We start from the raw sequence: 16,740 nt of genomic DNA, 5'->3' as shown, positions 1-16,740 counted from the left end.
CCGGGCGCCGCGCCGGCCCGGTCAGCGGGCGGCAGCGGCCATCGCGGCGCCCACGATTCCGGCGTTGTTCTGCAGTTGCGCCGGGACGATCTCCGCCCGCACGCCGTCGAGCAGCGGCAGGAACCGCTCGGCCTTGCGGCTCACCCCGCCTCCGACGACGAACAGCTCCGGCGAGAAGAGCATCTCCAGGTGGGCGAGGTACTCCCGCACCCGGTGCGCCCACTCCGGCCAGTCGAGGTCCTCGTCCTCCTTGGCCCTCGTCGACGCCCGCCTCTCCGCCTCCTCGCCGTTCAGCTCCAGGTGGCCCAGCTCGGTGTTGGGCACCAGGCGGCCGCCGGTGAAGAGGGCGCTGCCGATGCCCGTGCCGAACGTCAGCACGACCACCGTGCCGGTGCGGCCCCGGCCCGCGCCGTGCGTCATCTCGGCGACGCCCGCCGCGTCCGCGTCGTTCAGCACCGTCACAGGGAGCCCGCCGAGCCGCTCGCCGAGCAGCACCGCGGCGTCCACGCCGACCCAGCCCTTGTCGACGTTGGCGGCCGTGCGGACCGTCGAACCCGTCACCACGCCGGGGAACGTCACTCCGACCGGCCCCGACCAGCCGAAGTGCGCCACGACCTCCGCGACGCGGCCCGCGACGTCGGACGGCGTCGCGGGCCGCGGGGTCAGTACCTTGTGGCGGGGTCCGGCCAGATCGCCGCGCTCCAGGTCCACGGGGGCGCCCTTGATCCCCGACCCGCCGATGTCCACTCCGAAGACGTTCATGCGCCCCACGTTACGGCGCACGGGCGGCGCGCACCGCGAGGACCGCGGGACCGGCGGCCCCGGGAGGCTCCTAGCCCTCCGTCAGCGCGGCGGCCTCGGCGCGCAGGTCGCGGCGCAGCTCCTTCGGCAGCGAGAAGGTGATGGACTCCTCCGCCGCCTTCACGATCTCCACGTCCTCGAAGCCGCGCTGCGACAGCCACTCCAGAACGCCCTCGACCAGCACCTCGGGCACCGAGGCGCCGGAGGTGACGCCGACCGTGGACACGCCCTCCAGCCACGCCTCGTCGATCTCGTCGGCGAAGTCGACCAGGTACGCGGCGCGGGCGCCGGCCAGCTCGGCCACCTCGACGAGGCGCTTGGAGTTCGACGAGTTGCGCGAGCCGACCACGACGACCAGGTCCGACTCGGCGCCCATCTGCTTCACGGCGAGCTGGCGGTTCTGCGTGGCGTAGCAGATGTCGTCGCTCGGCGGCGAGACCAGCAGCGGGAACTTCTCCTTCAGCGCGTCGACCGTCTCCATCGTCTCGTCGACCGACAGCGTGGTCTGCGACAGCCAGACGACCTTCGACGGGTCGCGCACCTCGACCCCCGCCACGTCCCCGGGGCCGTCGACCAGCTGGATGTGGTCGGGCGCCTCGCCGGACGTGCCGATGACCTCCTCGTGCCCCTCGTGGCCGATGAGGAGGATGTCGTAGTCCTCCCTGGCGAACCGCACGGCCTCCTTGTGGACCTTGGTGACCAGCGGGCACGTCGCGTCGATCGTCGCGAGCCTGCGCTCGGCCGCCTCCTCGTGGACGACCGGGGCGACGCCGTGCGCGGAGAACATCACGATGGAGCCCTCGGGCACCTCCTGCGTCTCCTCGACGAAGATCGCGCCCTTCTTCTCCAGGGTCTGCACGACGTACTTGTTGTGGACGATCTCGTGCCGCACGTAGATCGGCGCGCCGTACTGCTCCAGCGCCTTCTCGACGGCGATCACGGCGCGGTCCACGCCCGCGCAGTAACCGCGCGGAGCGGCGAGGAGGACCCGGCGGGCAGGGGGCGTAGGAGTCATGCCCCCATCGTAAGGGCGGGCGGACCGGCCGGAGATCCGCCGCGGGCGGGCGCGGCGGGTTGTCGGCGGCGGCGCGTACGCTCCCCGTATGGCACTGACTACGTCCGCCGAAGCCCCGCTGCCCGTCGGCCGGGTGTCCCGGCTCATCGGGGGGTGGATCGACCGGCTCGGCGCCGTCTGGGTGGAGGGCCAGATCACGCAGCTGTCGCGGCGGCCGGGCGCCGGGATGGTGTTCATGACGCTGCGCGACCCGTCCCACGACGTCTCGGTGAGCGTGACCTGCTACCGCCAGGTGTTCGACGCGGTGGCGGACGTGGTGTCCGAGGGCGCCCGGGTCGTGGTGCACGCCAAGCCGGAGTGGTACGCGCCGCGCGGCCAGCTCTCGTTGAGGGCCGCGGAGGTGCGGCCGGTGGGCGTCGGGGAGTTGCTGGCCCGCCTGGAGCAGCTGAGGCGGTCGCTGGCCGCGGAGGGGCTCTTCGCGGCGGAGCTCAAGCGCCCGCTGCCCTTCCTGCCGCGGCTGGTGGGCCTGGTGTGCGGCCGGGCGTCGGCCGCCGAGCGGGACGTGCTGGAGGTGGCGCGGCGCCGGTGGCCGGCCGTCCGCTTCGAGGTGCGCAACGTCGCGGTGCAGGGCGTCCACGCGGTGCCGCAGGTGGTGGGGGCGGTGAAGGAGCTCGACGGGCTGGAGGAGGTCGACGTCATCGTCGTCGCGCGCGGCGGCGGCAGCGTCGAGGACCTGCTGCCGTTCTCCGACGAACAGCTCGTACGGGCGGTCGCCGCCTGCCGTACGCCCGTGGTGTCCGCGATCGGGCACGAACCGGACTCGCCGCTGCTGGACCTCGTCGCCGACCTGAGGGCGGCGACGCCGACGGACGCGGCGAAGAAGGTCGTCCCGGACGTCCGGGAGGAGCTGGAGCGGGTGCGCGGGCTGCGGGACCGCGCGCTCCGCAGCGTGCGCGGGCTGCTGGAGCGGGAGGAGCGCGGGCTGGCGCACGCGCTGGCCCGGCCGGTGATGGAGCACCCGCGGCGGATGGTCGAGGAGCGGGAGGAGCGGGTCGAGGCGCTGCTGGCGCGGAGCCGGCGGGTGCTGGGGCACCTGCTGGACCGGGCCGACTCGGAACTCGCCCACACGCGCGCGCGGGTGGTGGCGCTGTCGCCGGCGGCCACCCTGGAGCGGGGGTACGCGGTGCTCCAGCGGCCGGACGGCGCGGTGGTGCGCTCGCCGGACGAGGTGGGCCCCGGCGAGGAGCTGAGGGCGCGGGTCGCGGACGGCGAGTTCGCGGTGCGGCGCGCGGACGGCGGCGGTGTCGGACCCCGGCCGTAGGGTGGGGGCATGGCGAGGTCGGAGGACATGACGGCGGACACGGCGGCCGGCGCGGCGGGTGCCGGGGTGGCGGCGATCGGGTACGAGCAGGCGCGCGACGAGCTGGTCGAGGTGGTGCGCCGCCTGGAGGCGGGCGGGACGACGCTGGAGGAGTCGCTGGCGCTCTGGGAGCGCGGGGAGGAGCTGGCGAGGGTCTGCCGCCACTGGCTGGAGGGCGCCAGGGCGCGGCTGGACGCGGCCCTCGCGCGGGAGGGGGAGCCCGAGGCGGAGGACGGGGAGCGGAGGGGCACGTCCGGTATTTAATTGAACTTTCACGCATTTCCTCGTACGGTAGGGGGACACCGCGTGGCGCTCCGCCGTGCGGCGCCCATGATCCCCGTACGTCGGAAGGCACCGCCCCATGTCGCTCGTCCTCGACCCCGCCGCGCAGAACCTGCTGTTCCGCGAGGCCCGCACCGCCCACGCGTTCACCGACGAGCCGGTGACCGATGAGCAGGTCAAGGCGATCTACGACCTGGTCAAGTACGGCCCGACCGCGTTCAACCAGACGCCGCTGCGCATCGTCCTGGTCCGCTCGGCCGAGGCGCGCGGGCGCCTGGTCCCGCTGATGGCCGAGGGCAACCGGGCCAAGACCGAGACCGCCCCGCTCGTCGCGATCCTCGCCGCCGACAACGAGTTCCACGAGGAGCTGCCGAAGCTGTTCCCCGCGTTCCCGCAGGCCAAGGACGCCTTCTTCGCCGAGCGCCCGGTCCGCGAGTCGGCCGCCGCCATGAACGCCGCGCTCCAGGCCGCGTACTTCATCGTCGGCGTCCGCGCGGCGGGCCTCGCGGCCGGCCCGATGACCGGCTTCGACTTCGCGGCCGTCCAGAAGGAGTTCCTGGACGGGGACCACACCCCGCTGATGATCGTCAACATCGGCAGGCCCGGCGGCGACGCCCGGCACCCGCGCTCCCCGCGCCTGGAGTACGACGAGGTCGTCACCACCGTCTGACCCCTCCCCGGCGGCCCGTGGGGCCGCCCGGCCCCGGCCCGGGGCGAACGACCGGCGGCCCCGCGGCCACCCCCCCTGGTGCCGCGGGGCCGCCTTCCACGCTCCCCGCGGACCGCACTCCCGGGGGGAAGGCGGAGGGGCCCGGGTGCGCGGGGGAGGAACAGGGGCTCAGGGCGCAGGGACGGCCCGGGTCCGGGAAGGGGCTCGGGGCCGGAGCCCGCTCGGGGCCGGAGCGGCTCGGGGCCGGAGCCCGCTCAGGGCCGCCGCCGGACCGCCATCCGGGGGCCGCCCGCCGGCGCCGCCCCGTCAGCCGCGCCTTCCGTACGCAGGTGATCACCCCGGCCACCAGCGTCCCGCCGTACAGCCACCCCGCGTGCACGGCGAGCGCGGTCACCAGGGCCATCGCGTGGCCCCCCCACCCCGCCCTCCCCGCCGGCGATCGGCACCACCCCGACGGCGAACGCGATGGGTACGCCGATGGGCGCCGACACCAGGTCGGCACCCCGCACCCAGAGCGCGGTCACCGCGCTGACCGGCAGGAACAGCAGCCCGTACACGAGCGGCGAACCGCCGAACACCCGTTCGTCGACAACCCCGACGAGCAGCATGGCGGCGGCCGCGAAGAGGCCCCCGCCGAGCCCGGTGAGCCGGAGCCCGCGCAACCGCCGCACCGCGGCGGACAACCCCCGCGGTCCCGCGCCGGGCCCGGTGAGCCCTTCCCTCGGGCCGGGCCGGGTCGCGACCGGCCCCCCGCCGCGGTCCCCGCGCGCGGTGCCGCGGGGGACGGGCCGCACGTCGCCCGGCGCGCCGGGCCGGCCGTCGCGCCGCTGCGGCCGCTCACCGGGCCGCCCCCCGCGCGGCACCCCCGGCCGGGGGTCGAGCCGCCCGCCACGCCGTCCACCGGACCACCCGTCCATGTGTGCACCCTCCTGGCCGCCGCGCCGCGGGCCGGCCCCGTCGGCCGCGCCCTTCCCGCCCACCGGGACCACCCCGGCGACGCCCCCCGCGGCCCCGCCCCGGAACAGGGCGACGGACCTCGGAGGGCTCGGGCGGCGGGAGGGACTGCTCCTGTGCTGCTCCACGGTGACAAAGTAGGCGGGGGACGGCCCGAAAGCCGGTACGAGACACACCTTTGGAACGACCTTGGCGCGAAGTCCCCCGCCCGGACCCGGCCGCCCGCCCGTCACCGCCGATGCCGGCACGCCCGTAAACTGGGGGGTCGGCCCACCATCCACACTTCTAGGGAAGTCGCCAACGTGTCGCTCACGATCGGAATCGTCGGCCTGCCGAATGTCGGCAAGTCGACCCTGTTCAACGCCCTGACCAAGAACGACGTGCTGGCGGCCAACTACCCGTTCGCCACGATCGAGCCCAACGTCGGCGTCGTCGGCGTCCCGGACGCGCGCCTCGGCAAGCTGGCCGAGATCTTCGGCTCGCAGCGCGTCCTCCCGGCGACGGTCGACTTCGTCGACATCGCGGGCATCGTCCGCGGCGCGAGCGAGGGTGAGGGCCTGGGCAACAAGTTCCTGGCGAACATCCGGGAGTCGGACGCGATCTGCCAGGTCATCCGCGCCTTCAAGGACGAGAACGTCGTCCACGTCGACGGCAAGGTCTCGCCGAAGGACGACATCGAGACGATCAACACCGAGCTGATCCTCGCCGACCTCCAGACCATCGAGAAGGTCCTCCCGCGCCTCCAGAAGGAGTCCCGGATCAAGAAGGACGTCGCGCCGAAGGTCGCCGCGGTCGAGGCCGCGAAGGAGATCCTGGAGCGCGGCGACACCCTCTTCTCGCAGGGCGTCGTCCAGGGCGGCGAGAAGGCGGAGCTCCTCCACGACCTGCACCTCCTCACCGCCAAGCCGTTCCTCTACGTCTTCAACGTCGACGAGGACGAGCTGACGGACGAGGCGTTCAAGGACGAGCAGCGCGCCCTGGTCGCCCCGGCCGAGGCGATCTTCCTCAACGCCAAGCTGGAGGCGGACCTCGCCGAGCTCGACGAGGAGGACGCCATGGAGCTCCTCCAGTCCGTCGGCGCGGAGGAGCCGGGCCTCGCCACGCTGGCCCGCGTCGGCTTCGACACCCTGGGCCTCCAGACGTACCTGACGGCCGGCCCGAAGGAGGCCCGCGCCTGGACGATCAAGAAGGGCGCGACGGCCCCCGAGGCGGCCGGCGTCATCCACACCGACTTCCAGAAGGGCTTCATCAAGGCGGAGGTCATCTCCTACGAGGACCTGGTCGCCACCGGCTCGGTGGCCGAGGCCCGCGCCGCCGGCAAGGCCCGCATGGAGGGCAAGGAGTACGTGATGCAGGACGGCGACGTGGTGGAGTTCCGCTTCAACGTCTAGCGAGCGACATGACACCACGTCACTGATCCGGCAAATATGCGGTTCGGGAGGGGTTCGACTCTCCGGAGTCGGGCCCCTTGGTCTTCCCCGTGCTGGGATTGCGCCGGGAAGTGGGCGGGCTGCCGGTGCTGGGTTCCGCTCAGATGAGCCCCCGTGACCACGATTCGACCGCCGCGGGGAGCAGGCTGCCGCGTCCGGTACCCACCCAGGCCGCTCGGTAGGAGCAGGCCGAGGGCCGTGGCTGAACCATGGGACGGTGGCTGCCGTCCCTGGCAAAGTGATCGGCACGGCTTGAACCTTCCCCTTGGTCGTGGACCCCTGGAGACGGGGAGCCCGGGGTTCCAGAGGGAGGAGCACCGGGTGGGAAGCGCGTACACGAAGCGGTACACCGAGGAGTTCGAGCGGGAGGCGATCGCGCTCGTCGTGGACGCCCTCGGTATGGCCCACGGCCGCGGCGGACGCGAGCCCGACTGCGTGATCCACAGCGACCGCGGCAGCGCATACGCCTCGACCCGGTTTCGCGACCGGGTATGCGGGTCGGGACTGAGGAACGGTTGCGGACGCACCGGGTCACGCTTCGACGACATTGCCGTGGAGAATTTCTGGGCCCTGCTCAAGAGATCGGCGCCCGCATCCGGCCCGACCGGGTCGCCGCCCGCGCCGAGGTCTTCGCCTTCGTCGAGACCTTCTACAACCGCCGCCGCCTGCGCAGACACAAGACCCTCGGCTGCCTCACCCCAGCCGAGACCAGGCAACGGCACCCACACGCCCTCGCGGTGTAACCAGCGGGTGTCCGAGATCACGGGGAATCCAGTTCCTGGAGTCACCGGATTTCCGAGCGGCCGTCACGGAGGCAGCCGCAGACAACCAGGACGCCCACAACACGATGGCCGACTACTTCTTCACCGACGGGCCAGCCGTCAACGCGATCATCATCGCCCTCGCGGACGCCTTCTACGAAGCAGCAGTCGATCAGCAGGTGGATTCAAGCTGAGTGAACACCGAAGTCAGACGTCCTTGACCTGCACTTGGTCGCCGCACAGGTTCGACCAGTCGTCGCGATCCGAGGTCAGTACGAGAACGGGTGCCGGAGAACGGAGCGCCATCGCGGCGACGAGGGCGTCGATGGCGTACTTATGGCCGTGCAGGCCGCCGGCGTCGCTCAGCAGCTGCACCGCGGTGAGGCTGTCCGCCTGGGTGACGTCCTGGACCTGAAGCCGGGAGAGCACCCAGTGCAGCCGAGCGGTGTCCGTCTTCCCGTGGACGGCCTCCACCACCGTCAGGGCCGACACGAGGACGGGCACGCCTACGCGTCGAGCGGCCTCGATCCGGGTGATCGTCTGGCGATCGTTGCGCAGCAGCAGCGACAGCGCCTGGGAGTCGAGCACCAGGGACCTGGCCGCGGGCTCCTTCATGCGGCGCTGTCGTTCGACGCGTAGGGCGCCGGTGCGTCTCCGAACAGTTCGCTCTGCGCGGCCTGGACCTCGGCTTCGCTCAGCGGCTCGTGCTCGGCTTCGTAGGCGGCCACGATCTCGGCGAGGCCGTCCATGGCGAGCTGATGCCGGACCGCCGCCGTCACGTACGCGGACACCCCGCGCTTGCCGGTGCGCGTGCGCAGAGCGCCGAGGAGTTCCGAGGGCATCGAGACGGAGATGTTCTCCGTGCCGCCGGGGCGAGGTGACTTCATGGTCGCAAGCCTAGTACAGAAACTATTACAGCGCCGAGCTCTGTGCGGCGGCATCCTTGGCGCACAGTCCTGGCGTTCTGGATCTTCTCGTACTTCGTGGAGAGTCCCGTGTTGGGACGGTGCTGGGATGCGCCCGCACAACCGCAGGTCAAAGCCGTTGTGGTGGAGTTCCGCTTCAACGTGTGACCGGTGACGTGACGGGCGAGTCCCGGCCTGCGCGCCGGGTGGACGGGGCCTGGTCCCCCGGGGACGGGCCCCGTTTCCACGTCCCGGCGGTCCGGGGCGCGCGCCATCTGCCGCCCGGCCGGCCGGCGTGATGCACGACCTCCTCCGACGGCACCCGTGGCCCCGACCGGGAGCGCCGCCCGACCTCGTGGGGGTGTTGCGCGCAGGAGCCGGAACCCGCCCCGGCGGTGATGGGGAAGCGCGGTCGTACGACGGACCGCGGACGGGGCCGGCCGCGGCTCCGAGGTGTGCGTCAGATGGACTTGGTGACGCGGAGGATCTGCCAGACGGCGGGGAGGCTGGCGCGGCCGTGGAAGGCGAGGTACTCGGGGAGCACCAGCTCGGGACCCCACTTCTCCTTGTAGGCGAGCTGGCTGGCCGAGGGGTAGACCTTGTCGCCGCGTTCGGCCATGAGACGCATGAAGCGGGTGGTCAGACGACTCGCCCCGGTGATCTCGTGGTCGGGGGACAGACCGACGAACGGGGTGAAGCCGAAGTGCAGCCACTCGGCTCCCTCCTGGCGGAAGGTCTCCATCGCGTGCAGGTTGATGGCCTCCATCACCCCCGGTGGCGCGGTCGCGCGGCGGCGGCTGAGGTCGTGCAGCCACCCGGGATGCGAGCCGTAGGCGGGGGAGTAGGAGATGTAGCCGATCGAGGCGCCGGCCAGCCTGCCGAGCAGCAGCCGCCGGTGGTGCTGGACCGGGCCGCCGCACTCCCCGACCAGGAACTCGATCTCCTTGGCGTGACGCCCCTTGGAGCGCAGCCATGCGCGGTCGATGGAGGCGAGCTCGCCGGCGGCCTCGGCGTAGGGGACCTCGGTCACCTCGAGACCGCTTCGCCTGGCCTTGGAGATCTTGTTGCGCAGCTTCATGAACTTGGTGCCGCGCAGCGTGTGCCCCGGCAGTCTGACCGCGTACGAGGAGCCGACCTGGTTCACGGTGAAACCGCACCTGGCGTACGACTCGGCGTCACCGCGCTGGAGCTGGACGGCGACCACCTTGCGGCGGGCCGTACGGGCGAAGTCGAGGAAGGCGCGGAGCAGGCGCTCCCGGTCGCCCTCCGGCGCGAAGACGCCGCCGAACTGGATCAGGTAGCGGCCGGCCTCGCGATAGGCGACCAGCCCGGCGGACGACGGATCGGTGAAGAAGGCGTTGCCGGCGTTGAGGGCGAGGAAGGCGCTGGGGTTGTCCGCGCTCTTCCGTAGGACCGCGACCACTGCGTCCCGGTCGGACTCCTGGTTGACGCTGACCATCCGCTTCTCCCTGTCGTCATCTGAGCAGCCGACGAACACACCGGCCCATGGTCGCGGAGGGCTCTCTGATCAGCCTGACAAACCGGTCTCAGGCCCGTCTCCGCCGATTGTCAGGCGTGGCTGTGACAGTCGGTCGCGAGGGCCATGACGTTGGACATTTCTTCCCGTCCCCGTGGTGGAGGCGGGAGAGCGGAGGATCTGCGTGGGCAGCGCCCGTACGACGCCCCGGGCGTCGCATCCCGAGGACACCGCCGGCACCGGGGAGAACGGCACCGGCCTGCTGAGCTACGCCTCGCTCGTCGACGGCAAGAGCGTGCCGAGTGACCGGTGGGTCTACGTGGTCGACTCGGACGCCCTGCTGGAGGACGCCTTCAGCAGCCTGACGCTGAAGAGGAAGCTGGAGAGCGGCCGGCTGGCCCCCGAGGACCTGCCCGGCGGCAGCATCGTCGGGCGGGTGGCGCGGGCGGACCGGGAGACCGTGCTGCAAGCCGTCGAGGCCGCCTCCCGTGCGACCGCCGAGTGGAACGCGTTCCCGCTCGAGGAGCGGCTGGACCGGTTCGGCGCCCTGCTGCACCGCCGACTGGCGGAGAAGGCCGACCGCACCATCGAGATCCTGCTGCGGGAGGGCCACCCGCTGGCGCTGGCCCGCTGGCAGGTGTCCGGGGCGCTGGAGTGCTTCGGGCCCGAGTCCCTCGCGTTCTACCGCAGCCAGATGCTGCACGAGTCCCGGCACGGCGAGCGGCGGATATCCGTGCGGCGCAGGCCGGACGGCGTGGTCTGCCTCAACCCGCCGCAGAACGCCCCGCTGTCGAGCGCGCTGCTCGGCGTGACGGCGATGATGGCCGGCAACTCCCTGGTCGTACGGGCTCCGCGCAGCGCCCCGCTGGGCGTGATGTACGTCCTGCACGAGGTGGTCGCGCCGGTGCTCCAGGAACTCGGCGCACCCGGTGGCACGCTGAACGTGGTCTGCGGCGACCCGGCCCCGGTGCTCTCCGCCTGGCTGGACAGCCCGCTCGTCGACGACGTCATGTACTTCGGCAGCAGCGAGGCCGGTATGCGTTTCCAGGAGCGCTGCGTGGCGTCCGGCAAGAAGCCGATCCTGGAACTCGCCGGCAACGACGCGGTCGTGGTGTGGAAGGACGCGGACCTGGAGTACGCCGCCGAGGCGTTGACCGAGAGCTTCTACGGCTCCGGCCAGCTGTGCATGATCCCCAACCAGGTGCTCGCGCACCCGGACGTCACGGACCGGCTGGTGGCCCTGCTGGCCGAGAAGGCCCGCGAGGTCCGGGGCGGTTCCGTCCGGGACGAGGGAGTGCTGCTCACCCCGGTACTGCGCAACGAGAAGTTCTTCGCCTGCCTGGACGACGCCCTCGCCCGCGGTGCCGAGCTGGTCTGCGGCGGGCACGCGATGCAGGCCGACGGCACCCGGGACACCGCGGGCATCTTCCTGGAGCCGACGGTGGTCCTGGTGCGGGGGATGGCCGAGGCCCGGGAGATCCAGGCGGTGCGCCACGAGACCTTCTTCCCGCTGCTGCCGGTGATCGCCGCCGAGCCGGCCCCGGACACCGTACTGCTCGACCGGTTCGTGGACTTCGTCAACGGCAACCCCTACGGGCTGCGGAACTCGGTGTGGGCCCGCGACCCCGAGGTGGTGGACCACTTCGTCACCCGGATCACCAAGGGCGGCCTGCTCAAGGTGAACGACTCGCACATCGGCTTCCTGCCCGGGCTGCCCACGCACGGCGGCACCGGCCTGACCGGCGGAGTGTACGGCGAGGCCAACTACCCGATCCTGCGTACCTCGCACATCCAGGGAGTGAGCGTCTCCGCCGGCGGCATCCGCCCGAGGGACGCCGTGTTCGGCGCCTGGCAGGCGATGCGCGGGAACGAGGCGGAGGCGGACGCGGCGGCCGGGTGACAGCGCCGCAAGCCGCGGACGGCGACCGCCGTCCGCGGCCGGTGGCCCCGGTTCGACCGAGCGCCGGGACCACCGGTGAGACCCGCAAAGACTGAGAGAGCAGAGAGAATCCGCATGCGCCCACTCGAAGCAGCACGCGCGACCTGTGAATCCTTCTTGCCCGGCCTGCTCGACCGCCTCGCCGGCGTTCCGCTGACGGAGCTGGAGGCACCGCGGAGCCCGGCCGTCGGCCACTTCCGGCAGTGCGGCGGGCCCGCGCTGGTGATCCCCGAGGAGTACGGAGGGTGCGGCGCGGACCCGCTCCAGGCGATGGCCGTGACCCGGGCCCTGGCCTCCTACGCCCCGTCCCTGGCGGTGGCCACCACCATGCACCACTTCTCCGTGGCCACCCTGTTCAGCCTCGCGGCCAGCGTGCAGAGCGGCGGCATGGAGTGGGCGCTGCTCGAAGGGGTGGCGGAACAGGGGCTGCTGGTCGCCTCCGGGTTCGCGGAGGGACGGCCCGGCCAGGGCATCCTGTCGCCGACCATGACCGCCCGGAAGACCGAGGGCGGCTACCTGATAAACGGCTCCAAGAAGCCGTGCAGCCTCTCCCGCTCCATGGACCTGCTCACCGCCAGTGCGGCGCTGCCCACCGCCGACGGCGCCACGCAGATGGCGGTGCTGCTGATCCCCCGGCAGACGGAGGGGCTCAGCGTGCACCCGTTCTGGGCGAGCCAGGCACTCGCGGGCGCCGAGAGCGACGAGATCCGGCTGACCGACGTCTTCGTGGACGAGCAGCTGATGATGCCCAACACGGCGGGCCCGGGCGAGCTGGACGAGCTTCAGACCGTCGGCCTCATCTGGTTCGAACTGCTCATCTCCAGCTGCTACCTGGGCATGGTCAGCGGTCTGGTCGAGCGTGCCGTGGACCAGTGCAGGGGCAGCGAGCCGGACCGGGCCCGGGCGCTGATCCGCCTGGAGGCGGCCGCCCAGCTCCTGGAGGGCGTGGCCCGACGGGTGCGGGACGGCGAGATCGGCAACGACGGCCTCGCCCAGGCGCTGGTCGCCCGGTACGCGGCGCAGGACGCGCTCGGGGACGCCCGCGACCAGGCGGTGGAACTGCTGGGCGGGACGGCGTTCATGACCACGTCCGACGTCGCCGTCCTGGCCGCCGCCTCGCACGGGATCGGCTTCCACCCGCCGTCCCGGAGCAGCTTCACCCGCCCGTACCTGGCGCACGCGGCGGGCGAACCGCTGCGTCTGGCCTGAGGAGACCATCGTGACCATCGCACCCGGTACCTCACCGGCACCCGTCCCGAGCCGGTCCACCCTTCCAGGTGCCCGCCGCGTACCCGGCCGTGAGGAAGTCGGCCGGCTGTACCGCGACCACCTGAACCGGGGCCGGGCCACCCTCGGCGAGATGTTCGGCGGCCACGTCGAAGTGGAGTCGCAGGGCGCCTGGGTCACCACGGCCGAGGGACGGCGCTTCCTCAACTGCGGCGGCTACGGCGTCTTCCTGACCGGTGCCCGGCACCCTACGGTGATCCGGCACGTCGTCGAGCAGTTGCAGACGCATCCGATCGCCACCCGGGTCTTCCTGGAGCCGCAGGCGGCGCTGGCGGCCGAGGCGCTGATCTCCGTCGTCCCGGACGGACTGTCCCGCGTCCACTTCGCCGGCTCGGGGGCCGAAGCCGTCGAGACCGCGCTGAAGCTGGCCCGGACCAAGGGCCGGCGCCGACTGGTCGCCACGGTGAACGGCTACCACGGCAAGACGGCGGGCGCACTCAGCCTCACCGGCAGCGAGGTCTTCCGCACCCCGTTCGAGCCGCTGCTGCCGGGAACCACGCACGTTCCGTTCGGTGACGCCGCGGCACTGGAGGCGGTGCTCGCCGAGGCGCCCGGCGAGTGCTGCGTGTTCGTGGAACCGGTGCAGGGCGAGGCCGGGGTCGTCATTCCCCCGGCCGGCTACCTGCGCTCCGTGCGGGAGGCCTGCGACCGGAACGGCGCACTGCTGGTGCTCGACGAGATCCAGACCGGCCTGGGACGGCTCGGCACCTGGTGGGGCGCGGACGCGGAGGGCGTCACCCCCGACATCATGCTCGTCGGCAAGGGACTCAGCGGCGGGGTCGTGCCGGTGTCGGCGGTGGTGGCGACCCGGGAGGCGTTCTCCGTCTTCGACCGCGACCCGTATCTGCACACCTCCACCTTCTCCGGCGCTCCGCTCGCGATGGCCGCCGCCCGCGGGGCCATCGCGGCGATGAAGGAGGAGGACCTCGTCACCAGGGCCCGCGAACTGGGCGACGGACTGCTGCCGGAACTCCGCAGGATCGCCGCGCACCACTACGGGGACGCCGTGCGCGAGGTGCGCGGCCGGGGACTCCTGCTGGGCATCGAGTTCGCCGAGCCGGGACCGGCCGGCGACCTGCTCATCGAGCTGATCGACAACGGGGTGATCGCCAACCACTCCCTGAACTCGCACCTGGTGCTCCGCCTGACCCCGCCCGCCGTCCTGGACCGCAGCGATGTGGACTTCCTCTACGAGGCGTTCGACCGGGCGTGCCGCGCGCAGGCGGTCCGCTACCCACCCACCGCAGGAAGCAGCCGAGACCATGCGTAACGCATCCGTAGTCCTCCGTATTCGCGGCGCCGGCCCCCAGGACGTGTTCGAGCGGGTCCACGACTTCGCCCGCTACCCGGATTTCACCGACGTGGTCCGGAGCGTGACCGTCCACAAGATCTCCCGGGACGAGGAGACGAGCGACTGGGAGGTGTACTTCCGCAACGGCATCCTGCGGTGGACCGAGGCCGACCGTTTCGACCGGGAGGCCCTGGTCATCTCCTTCGAGCAGGTCGACGGTGACTTCGAGCGGTTCTCCGGCAGTTGGCGGATCACCGCCGACGGGCCGGACAGCCTCGTCTTCTTCTCCGCCGACTTCGACTTCGGCATCCCCAGCCTGGCCGGCATCCTGGATCCCGTGGCGCAGCGGGTGTTCAAGGAGACCATCGCCCGGGTCGTCTTCGGCCTCTTCGCCGGAGCGGTGGGCGTGGTGGACGACGAGGCGGTGGCAAGGGCGGTGCAGGAGTCGGCCGTCCCTTCCCCGAGCGCCCCCGGGCCCCGCTGATGGACGGCAAGAACCTCTTCGAGACGCCCACCACCTACCGGCTGATCCGTCTGGAGTACGGGCTCGGGCTGGTGGTGGCGACCGTCCTCTTCTTCACCCACCTCGACGAGGTCCGATGGCTTCCGGCGATCGGCCTGTTCGTCTACATCGACCTGATTGGCTACCTCCCCGGGGCCTTGGCGCACCGCCGCAGCCCCGGCAAGCGGATACCCAGGGTCTACTTCGTCCTCTACAACGCGATGCACAGCCTGGTGACCCAGGGGCTCGTCGTGCTCGCCTGGATCTGGCTCTTCGGAGCGGAGTGGGCGCTGCTGGCCATTCCGATCCACCTCTTCGGGGACCGTGCCCTCTTCGGTAATTTCCTGAAGCCGTTCGCGCTGCGCTTCGAACCCGAGCCCCATCCGGCGTACACCGCCTTCCGGGAGCGCTATGAGGCAGCGGGCGTGGAGCCGTCTCCCGCCGAGGCGACCGGCGTGCCGGCCCACCGCTGACCACGCGGCCCCCTCCGAGAATCCCCATCGGTCCGCGCGGACCGGCCACCGACATCAAGGAGCCCGTCATGAGCAACGTCTACGACCGTCTCGTCAAGCTGCTGACCGAGGGCTTCGGGCTGGAGGCCGACGAACTGAACCCGGACGACACGTTCGGACATCTGGAGATGGACTCGCTCGCCCTGGTCGAACTCACCGTCGCCGCCGAGGAGGAGTTCGGTGTCGCACTGACCAACGACGAGGTCGGCCCCGACTCCACGCTGGCCCAGGCGGCCCGGGTCATCGAGCAGAAGTCGGTAGCCGCCTGATGGGCGGCGGCCGGAGCGGCGAGCACGAGCGGTTCGACGCGGCCGTCACCGGACTCGGCATGATGACCCCGGCCGGGACCGGGACCGCCGCGTCCTGGGAGCGCATCCGGGAGGGTGCCGGCACGGAGGCCGCCAGGATGCCGGAGCTCGAGGGCATCACGACCGACTTCGCCTGCCAGGTGCCCGGCTTCGACCCGGTGGCGGTGCTCGGCCGGCGCCGGGCCGGGCAGTTCGACCGCTCCAGCCAGCTGGTGCTGGCCGCCGCCGTGGAGGCGGTGGCCGACTCGGGCCTGGATCCGCAGACCTGGGACGGCGCCCGTGTCGGCGTGGTGCTCGGCAACGGGATCGGCGGCGCCGCGACCTGGGAGACGCAGCATCGCAGGCTCCTCGACTCGGGGCCGCGCCGGGTCTCCCCCGGCTCATACCGATGCTGTCGGCCAACATGGCCGCCGGGTACGTGTCGATGGAGTTCGGCGCCCGCGGCCCGTCACTGGTGACGGCGACGGCGTGCGCCTCGGGCACGACCGCCATCGGCACCGCCCGTGAGCTGCTGCGCTCGGGGACCTGCGATGTGGTGATCACCGGGGGTACGGAGGCGCCTCTGACTCCCTCGCTGGTCACCGGCTTCAGCCAGATGGGCGCGCTGTCCCGCCGGAACGACGACGTCCGCGGCACCTCCCGTCCCTTCGACGCGGACCGGGACGGCTTCGTCGTCGCCGAGGGTGCCGCCGTGCTGGTGCTGGAGCGGGCCGGGGACGCCCGGGCACGGGGGGCCCGGATCCGCGCGATGGTCAGCGGCTACGGTGCCTCCGCCGACGCCTACCACCCGACGGCGCCGGACCCGGAGTGCACGGGCGCCGCGCTCGCGCTGCGAGCGGCGCTCCGGGACGCCGGCGTCGGCCCGGACGAGGTGGACCACGTCAACGCGCACGGCACCTCGACCCTGATCAACGATGCGACCGAGGCCCGGCTGATCCGCAACGTCCTCGGTGATCGGCCGGCGGTCACCTCGGTCAAGGGCGTGACGGGGCACTCGCTCGCCGCCGCCGGAGCGATCGAGGCGGCGGTGGCCGCGCTGACACTGGCGGATTCGTTCGTCCCGCCGACCGCCAACCTGGAGAGTCCGGATCCGGAGATCGAGCTGGACGTGGTGGCCAAGGAGGGCCGTGCGACGCCGGTCGAGGTGGTCGTCAGCAACTCCTTCGGCTTCGGGGGCCAGAACGCAGTACTGTTGCTCACCCGAGCCTGATGAGCGCATGACATATCTGCCGCGCGGTCCTGGAGG

At 72.4% G+C, this 16,740-nt stretch carries 17 protein-coding genes and 1 pseudogene; 12 read left to right on the top strand and 6 right to left on the bottom strand.

The features are described from left to right. Positions 1-21 precede the first annotated feature (21 nt). Entirely contained in the window at positions 22-762 is a 741-nt protein-coding gene (ppgK, locus tag LUW75_RS07185) for a polyphosphate--glucose phosphotransferase (protein ID WP_250334876.1), read from the bottom strand. Positions 763-832: 70 nt separating this feature from the next. Continuing rightward, the gene (locus LUW75_RS07180) at positions 833-1,816 is read right to left on the bottom strand and encodes a 4-hydroxy-3-methylbut-2-enyl diphosphate reductase (protein ID WP_250334875.1); all 984 of its coding nucleotides are present in this window, start codon (positions 1,814-1,816) and stop codon (positions 833-835) included. Positions 1,817-1,904: 88 nt separating this feature from the next. Between LUW75_RS07180 and xseA the strand changes: the two genes are divergently transcribed. From xseA to LUW75_RS07165, 3 genes are all read left to right on the top strand, one after another. Beyond that, on the top strand, positions 1,905-3,137 hold the full coding sequence (gene xseA, locus LUW75_RS07175) for an exodeoxyribonuclease VII large subunit (RefSeq protein WP_250334874.1): 1,233 nt from the start codon (positions 1,905-1,907) through the stop codon (positions 3,135-3,137). Between the two features lie 27 nt (positions 3,138-3,164). Next, positions 3,165-3,440: an exodeoxyribonuclease VII small subunit gene (locus LUW75_RS07170; RefSeq protein ID WP_250337579.1), complete on the top strand. Its 276-nt coding sequence runs from the start codon at positions 3,165-3,167 to the stop codon at positions 3,438-3,440. 97 nt (positions 3,441-3,537) lie between these two features. Next, the gene (locus LUW75_RS07165) at positions 3,538-4,128 is read left to right on the top strand and encodes a malonic semialdehyde reductase (RefSeq protein ID WP_250334873.1); all 591 of its coding nucleotides are present in this window, start codon (positions 3,538-3,540) and stop codon (positions 4,126-4,128) included. A 254-nt stretch (positions 4,129-4,382) separates the two neighbouring features. Here LUW75_RS07165 and LUW75_RS07160 read toward each other — a convergent pair whose 3' ends face one another. After that, positions 4,383-4,736 (bottom strand): DUF6542 domain-containing protein, encoded by a 354-nt coding sequence (locus LUW75_RS07160; protein WP_462933701.1) that lies wholly within the window; start codon positions 4,734-4,736, stop codon positions 4,383-4,385. A 648-nt stretch (positions 4,737-5,384) separates the two neighbouring features. On the opposite strand from LUW75_RS07160, the gene ychF reads away from it, so the two are divergent. Next, complete coding sequence (ychF, locus tag LUW75_RS07155) at positions 5,385-6,473, top strand: redox-regulated ATPase YchF (RefSeq protein ID WP_250334872.1); 1,089 nt, start codon at positions 5,385-5,387, stop codon at positions 6,471-6,473. A 530-nt stretch (positions 6,474-7,003) separates the two neighbouring features. Beyond that, complete coding sequence (locus LUW75_RS07150; RefSeq protein WP_250334871.1) at positions 7,004-7,255, top strand: hypothetical protein; 252 nt, start codon at positions 7,004-7,006, stop codon at positions 7,253-7,255. A gap of 225 nt (positions 7,256-7,480) precedes the next feature. Here the strand turns inward: LUW75_RS07150 and LUW75_RS07145 are convergent, their stop codons facing one another. The 3 genes from LUW75_RS07145 to LUW75_RS07135 all read right to left on the bottom strand — a co-directional run bounded on the left by LUW75_RS07145 (position 7,481) and on the right by LUW75_RS07135 (position 9,637). Then, entirely contained in the window at positions 7,481-7,888 is a 408-nt protein-coding gene (locus LUW75_RS07145; protein ID WP_250334870.1) for a PIN domain-containing protein, read from the bottom strand. Next, the gene (locus LUW75_RS07140; protein WP_014048106.1) at positions 7,885-8,160 is read right to left on the bottom strand and encodes a hypothetical protein; all 276 of its coding nucleotides are present in this window, start codon (positions 8,158-8,160) and stop codon (positions 7,885-7,887) included. The genes LUW75_RS07145 and LUW75_RS07140 overlap by 4 nt, the downstream gene beginning before the upstream one ends. Before the next feature lie 478 nt (positions 8,161-8,638). Beyond that, positions 8,639-9,637 (bottom strand): bifunctional lysylphosphatidylglycerol flippase/synthetase MprF, encoded by a 999-nt coding sequence (locus LUW75_RS07135; protein WP_250334869.1) that lies wholly within the window; start codon positions 9,635-9,637, stop codon positions 8,639-8,641. A gap of 202 nt (positions 9,638-9,839) precedes the next feature. Between LUW75_RS07135 and LUW75_RS07130 the strand changes: the two genes are divergently transcribed. From LUW75_RS07130 to LUW75_RS07100, 7 genes and pseudogenes are all read left to right on the top strand, one after another. Beyond that, positions 9,840-11,555 (top strand): aldehyde dehydrogenase family protein, encoded by a 1,716-nt coding sequence (locus tag LUW75_RS07130; protein WP_349816402.1) that lies wholly within the window; start codon positions 9,840-9,842, stop codon positions 11,553-11,555. Between the two features lie 156 nt (positions 11,556-11,711). Further along, positions 11,712-12,803, top strand: coding sequence for an acyl-CoA dehydrogenase family protein (locus tag LUW75_RS07125; RefSeq protein ID WP_349816401.1), 1,092 nt, complete (start codon positions 11,712-11,714; stop codon positions 12,801-12,803). 10 nt (positions 12,804-12,813) lie between these two features. Next, positions 12,814-14,151: an aspartate aminotransferase family protein gene (locus LUW75_RS07120; protein ID WP_462933700.1), complete on the top strand. Its 1,338-nt coding sequence runs from the start codon at positions 12,814-12,816 to the stop codon at positions 14,149-14,151. Continuing rightward, entirely contained in the window at positions 14,144-14,656 is a 513-nt protein-coding gene (locus LUW75_RS07115) for a type II toxin-antitoxin system RatA family toxin (RefSeq protein ID WP_250334867.1), read from the top strand. Before LUW75_RS07120 ends, LUW75_RS07115 begins: the two co-directional genes overlap by 8 nt. After that, on the top strand, positions 14,656-15,147 hold the full coding sequence (locus tag LUW75_RS07110) for a hypothetical protein (protein ID WP_250334866.1): 492 nt from the start codon (positions 14,656-14,658) through the stop codon (positions 15,145-15,147). The genes LUW75_RS07115 and LUW75_RS07110 overlap by 1 nt, the downstream gene beginning before the upstream one ends. 68 nt (positions 15,148-15,215) lie before the next feature. Continuing rightward, positions 15,216-15,455, top strand: a complete 240-nt coding sequence (locus tag LUW75_RS07105; RefSeq protein ID WP_250334865.1) for an acyl carrier protein — start codon at positions 15,216-15,218, stop codon at positions 15,453-15,455. Beyond that, positions 15,455-16,704: pseudogene (locus LUW75_RS07100) on the top strand (beta-ketoacyl-[acyl-carrier-protein] synthase family protein). Before LUW75_RS07105 ends, LUW75_RS07100 begins: the two are co-directional and overlap by 1 nt. The last annotated feature ends 36 nt before the right edge of the window (positions 16,705-16,740 follow it).

The sequence above is a fragment of the Streptomyces sp. MRC013 genome (assembly GCF_023614235.1).
Classification (GTDB): Bacteria; Actinomycetota; Actinomycetes; order Streptomycetales; family Streptomycetaceae; genus Streptomyces.
Note: the sequence above shows the minus strand (reverse complement) of the source record. Positions and strands in the feature narration are given on the sequence as shown.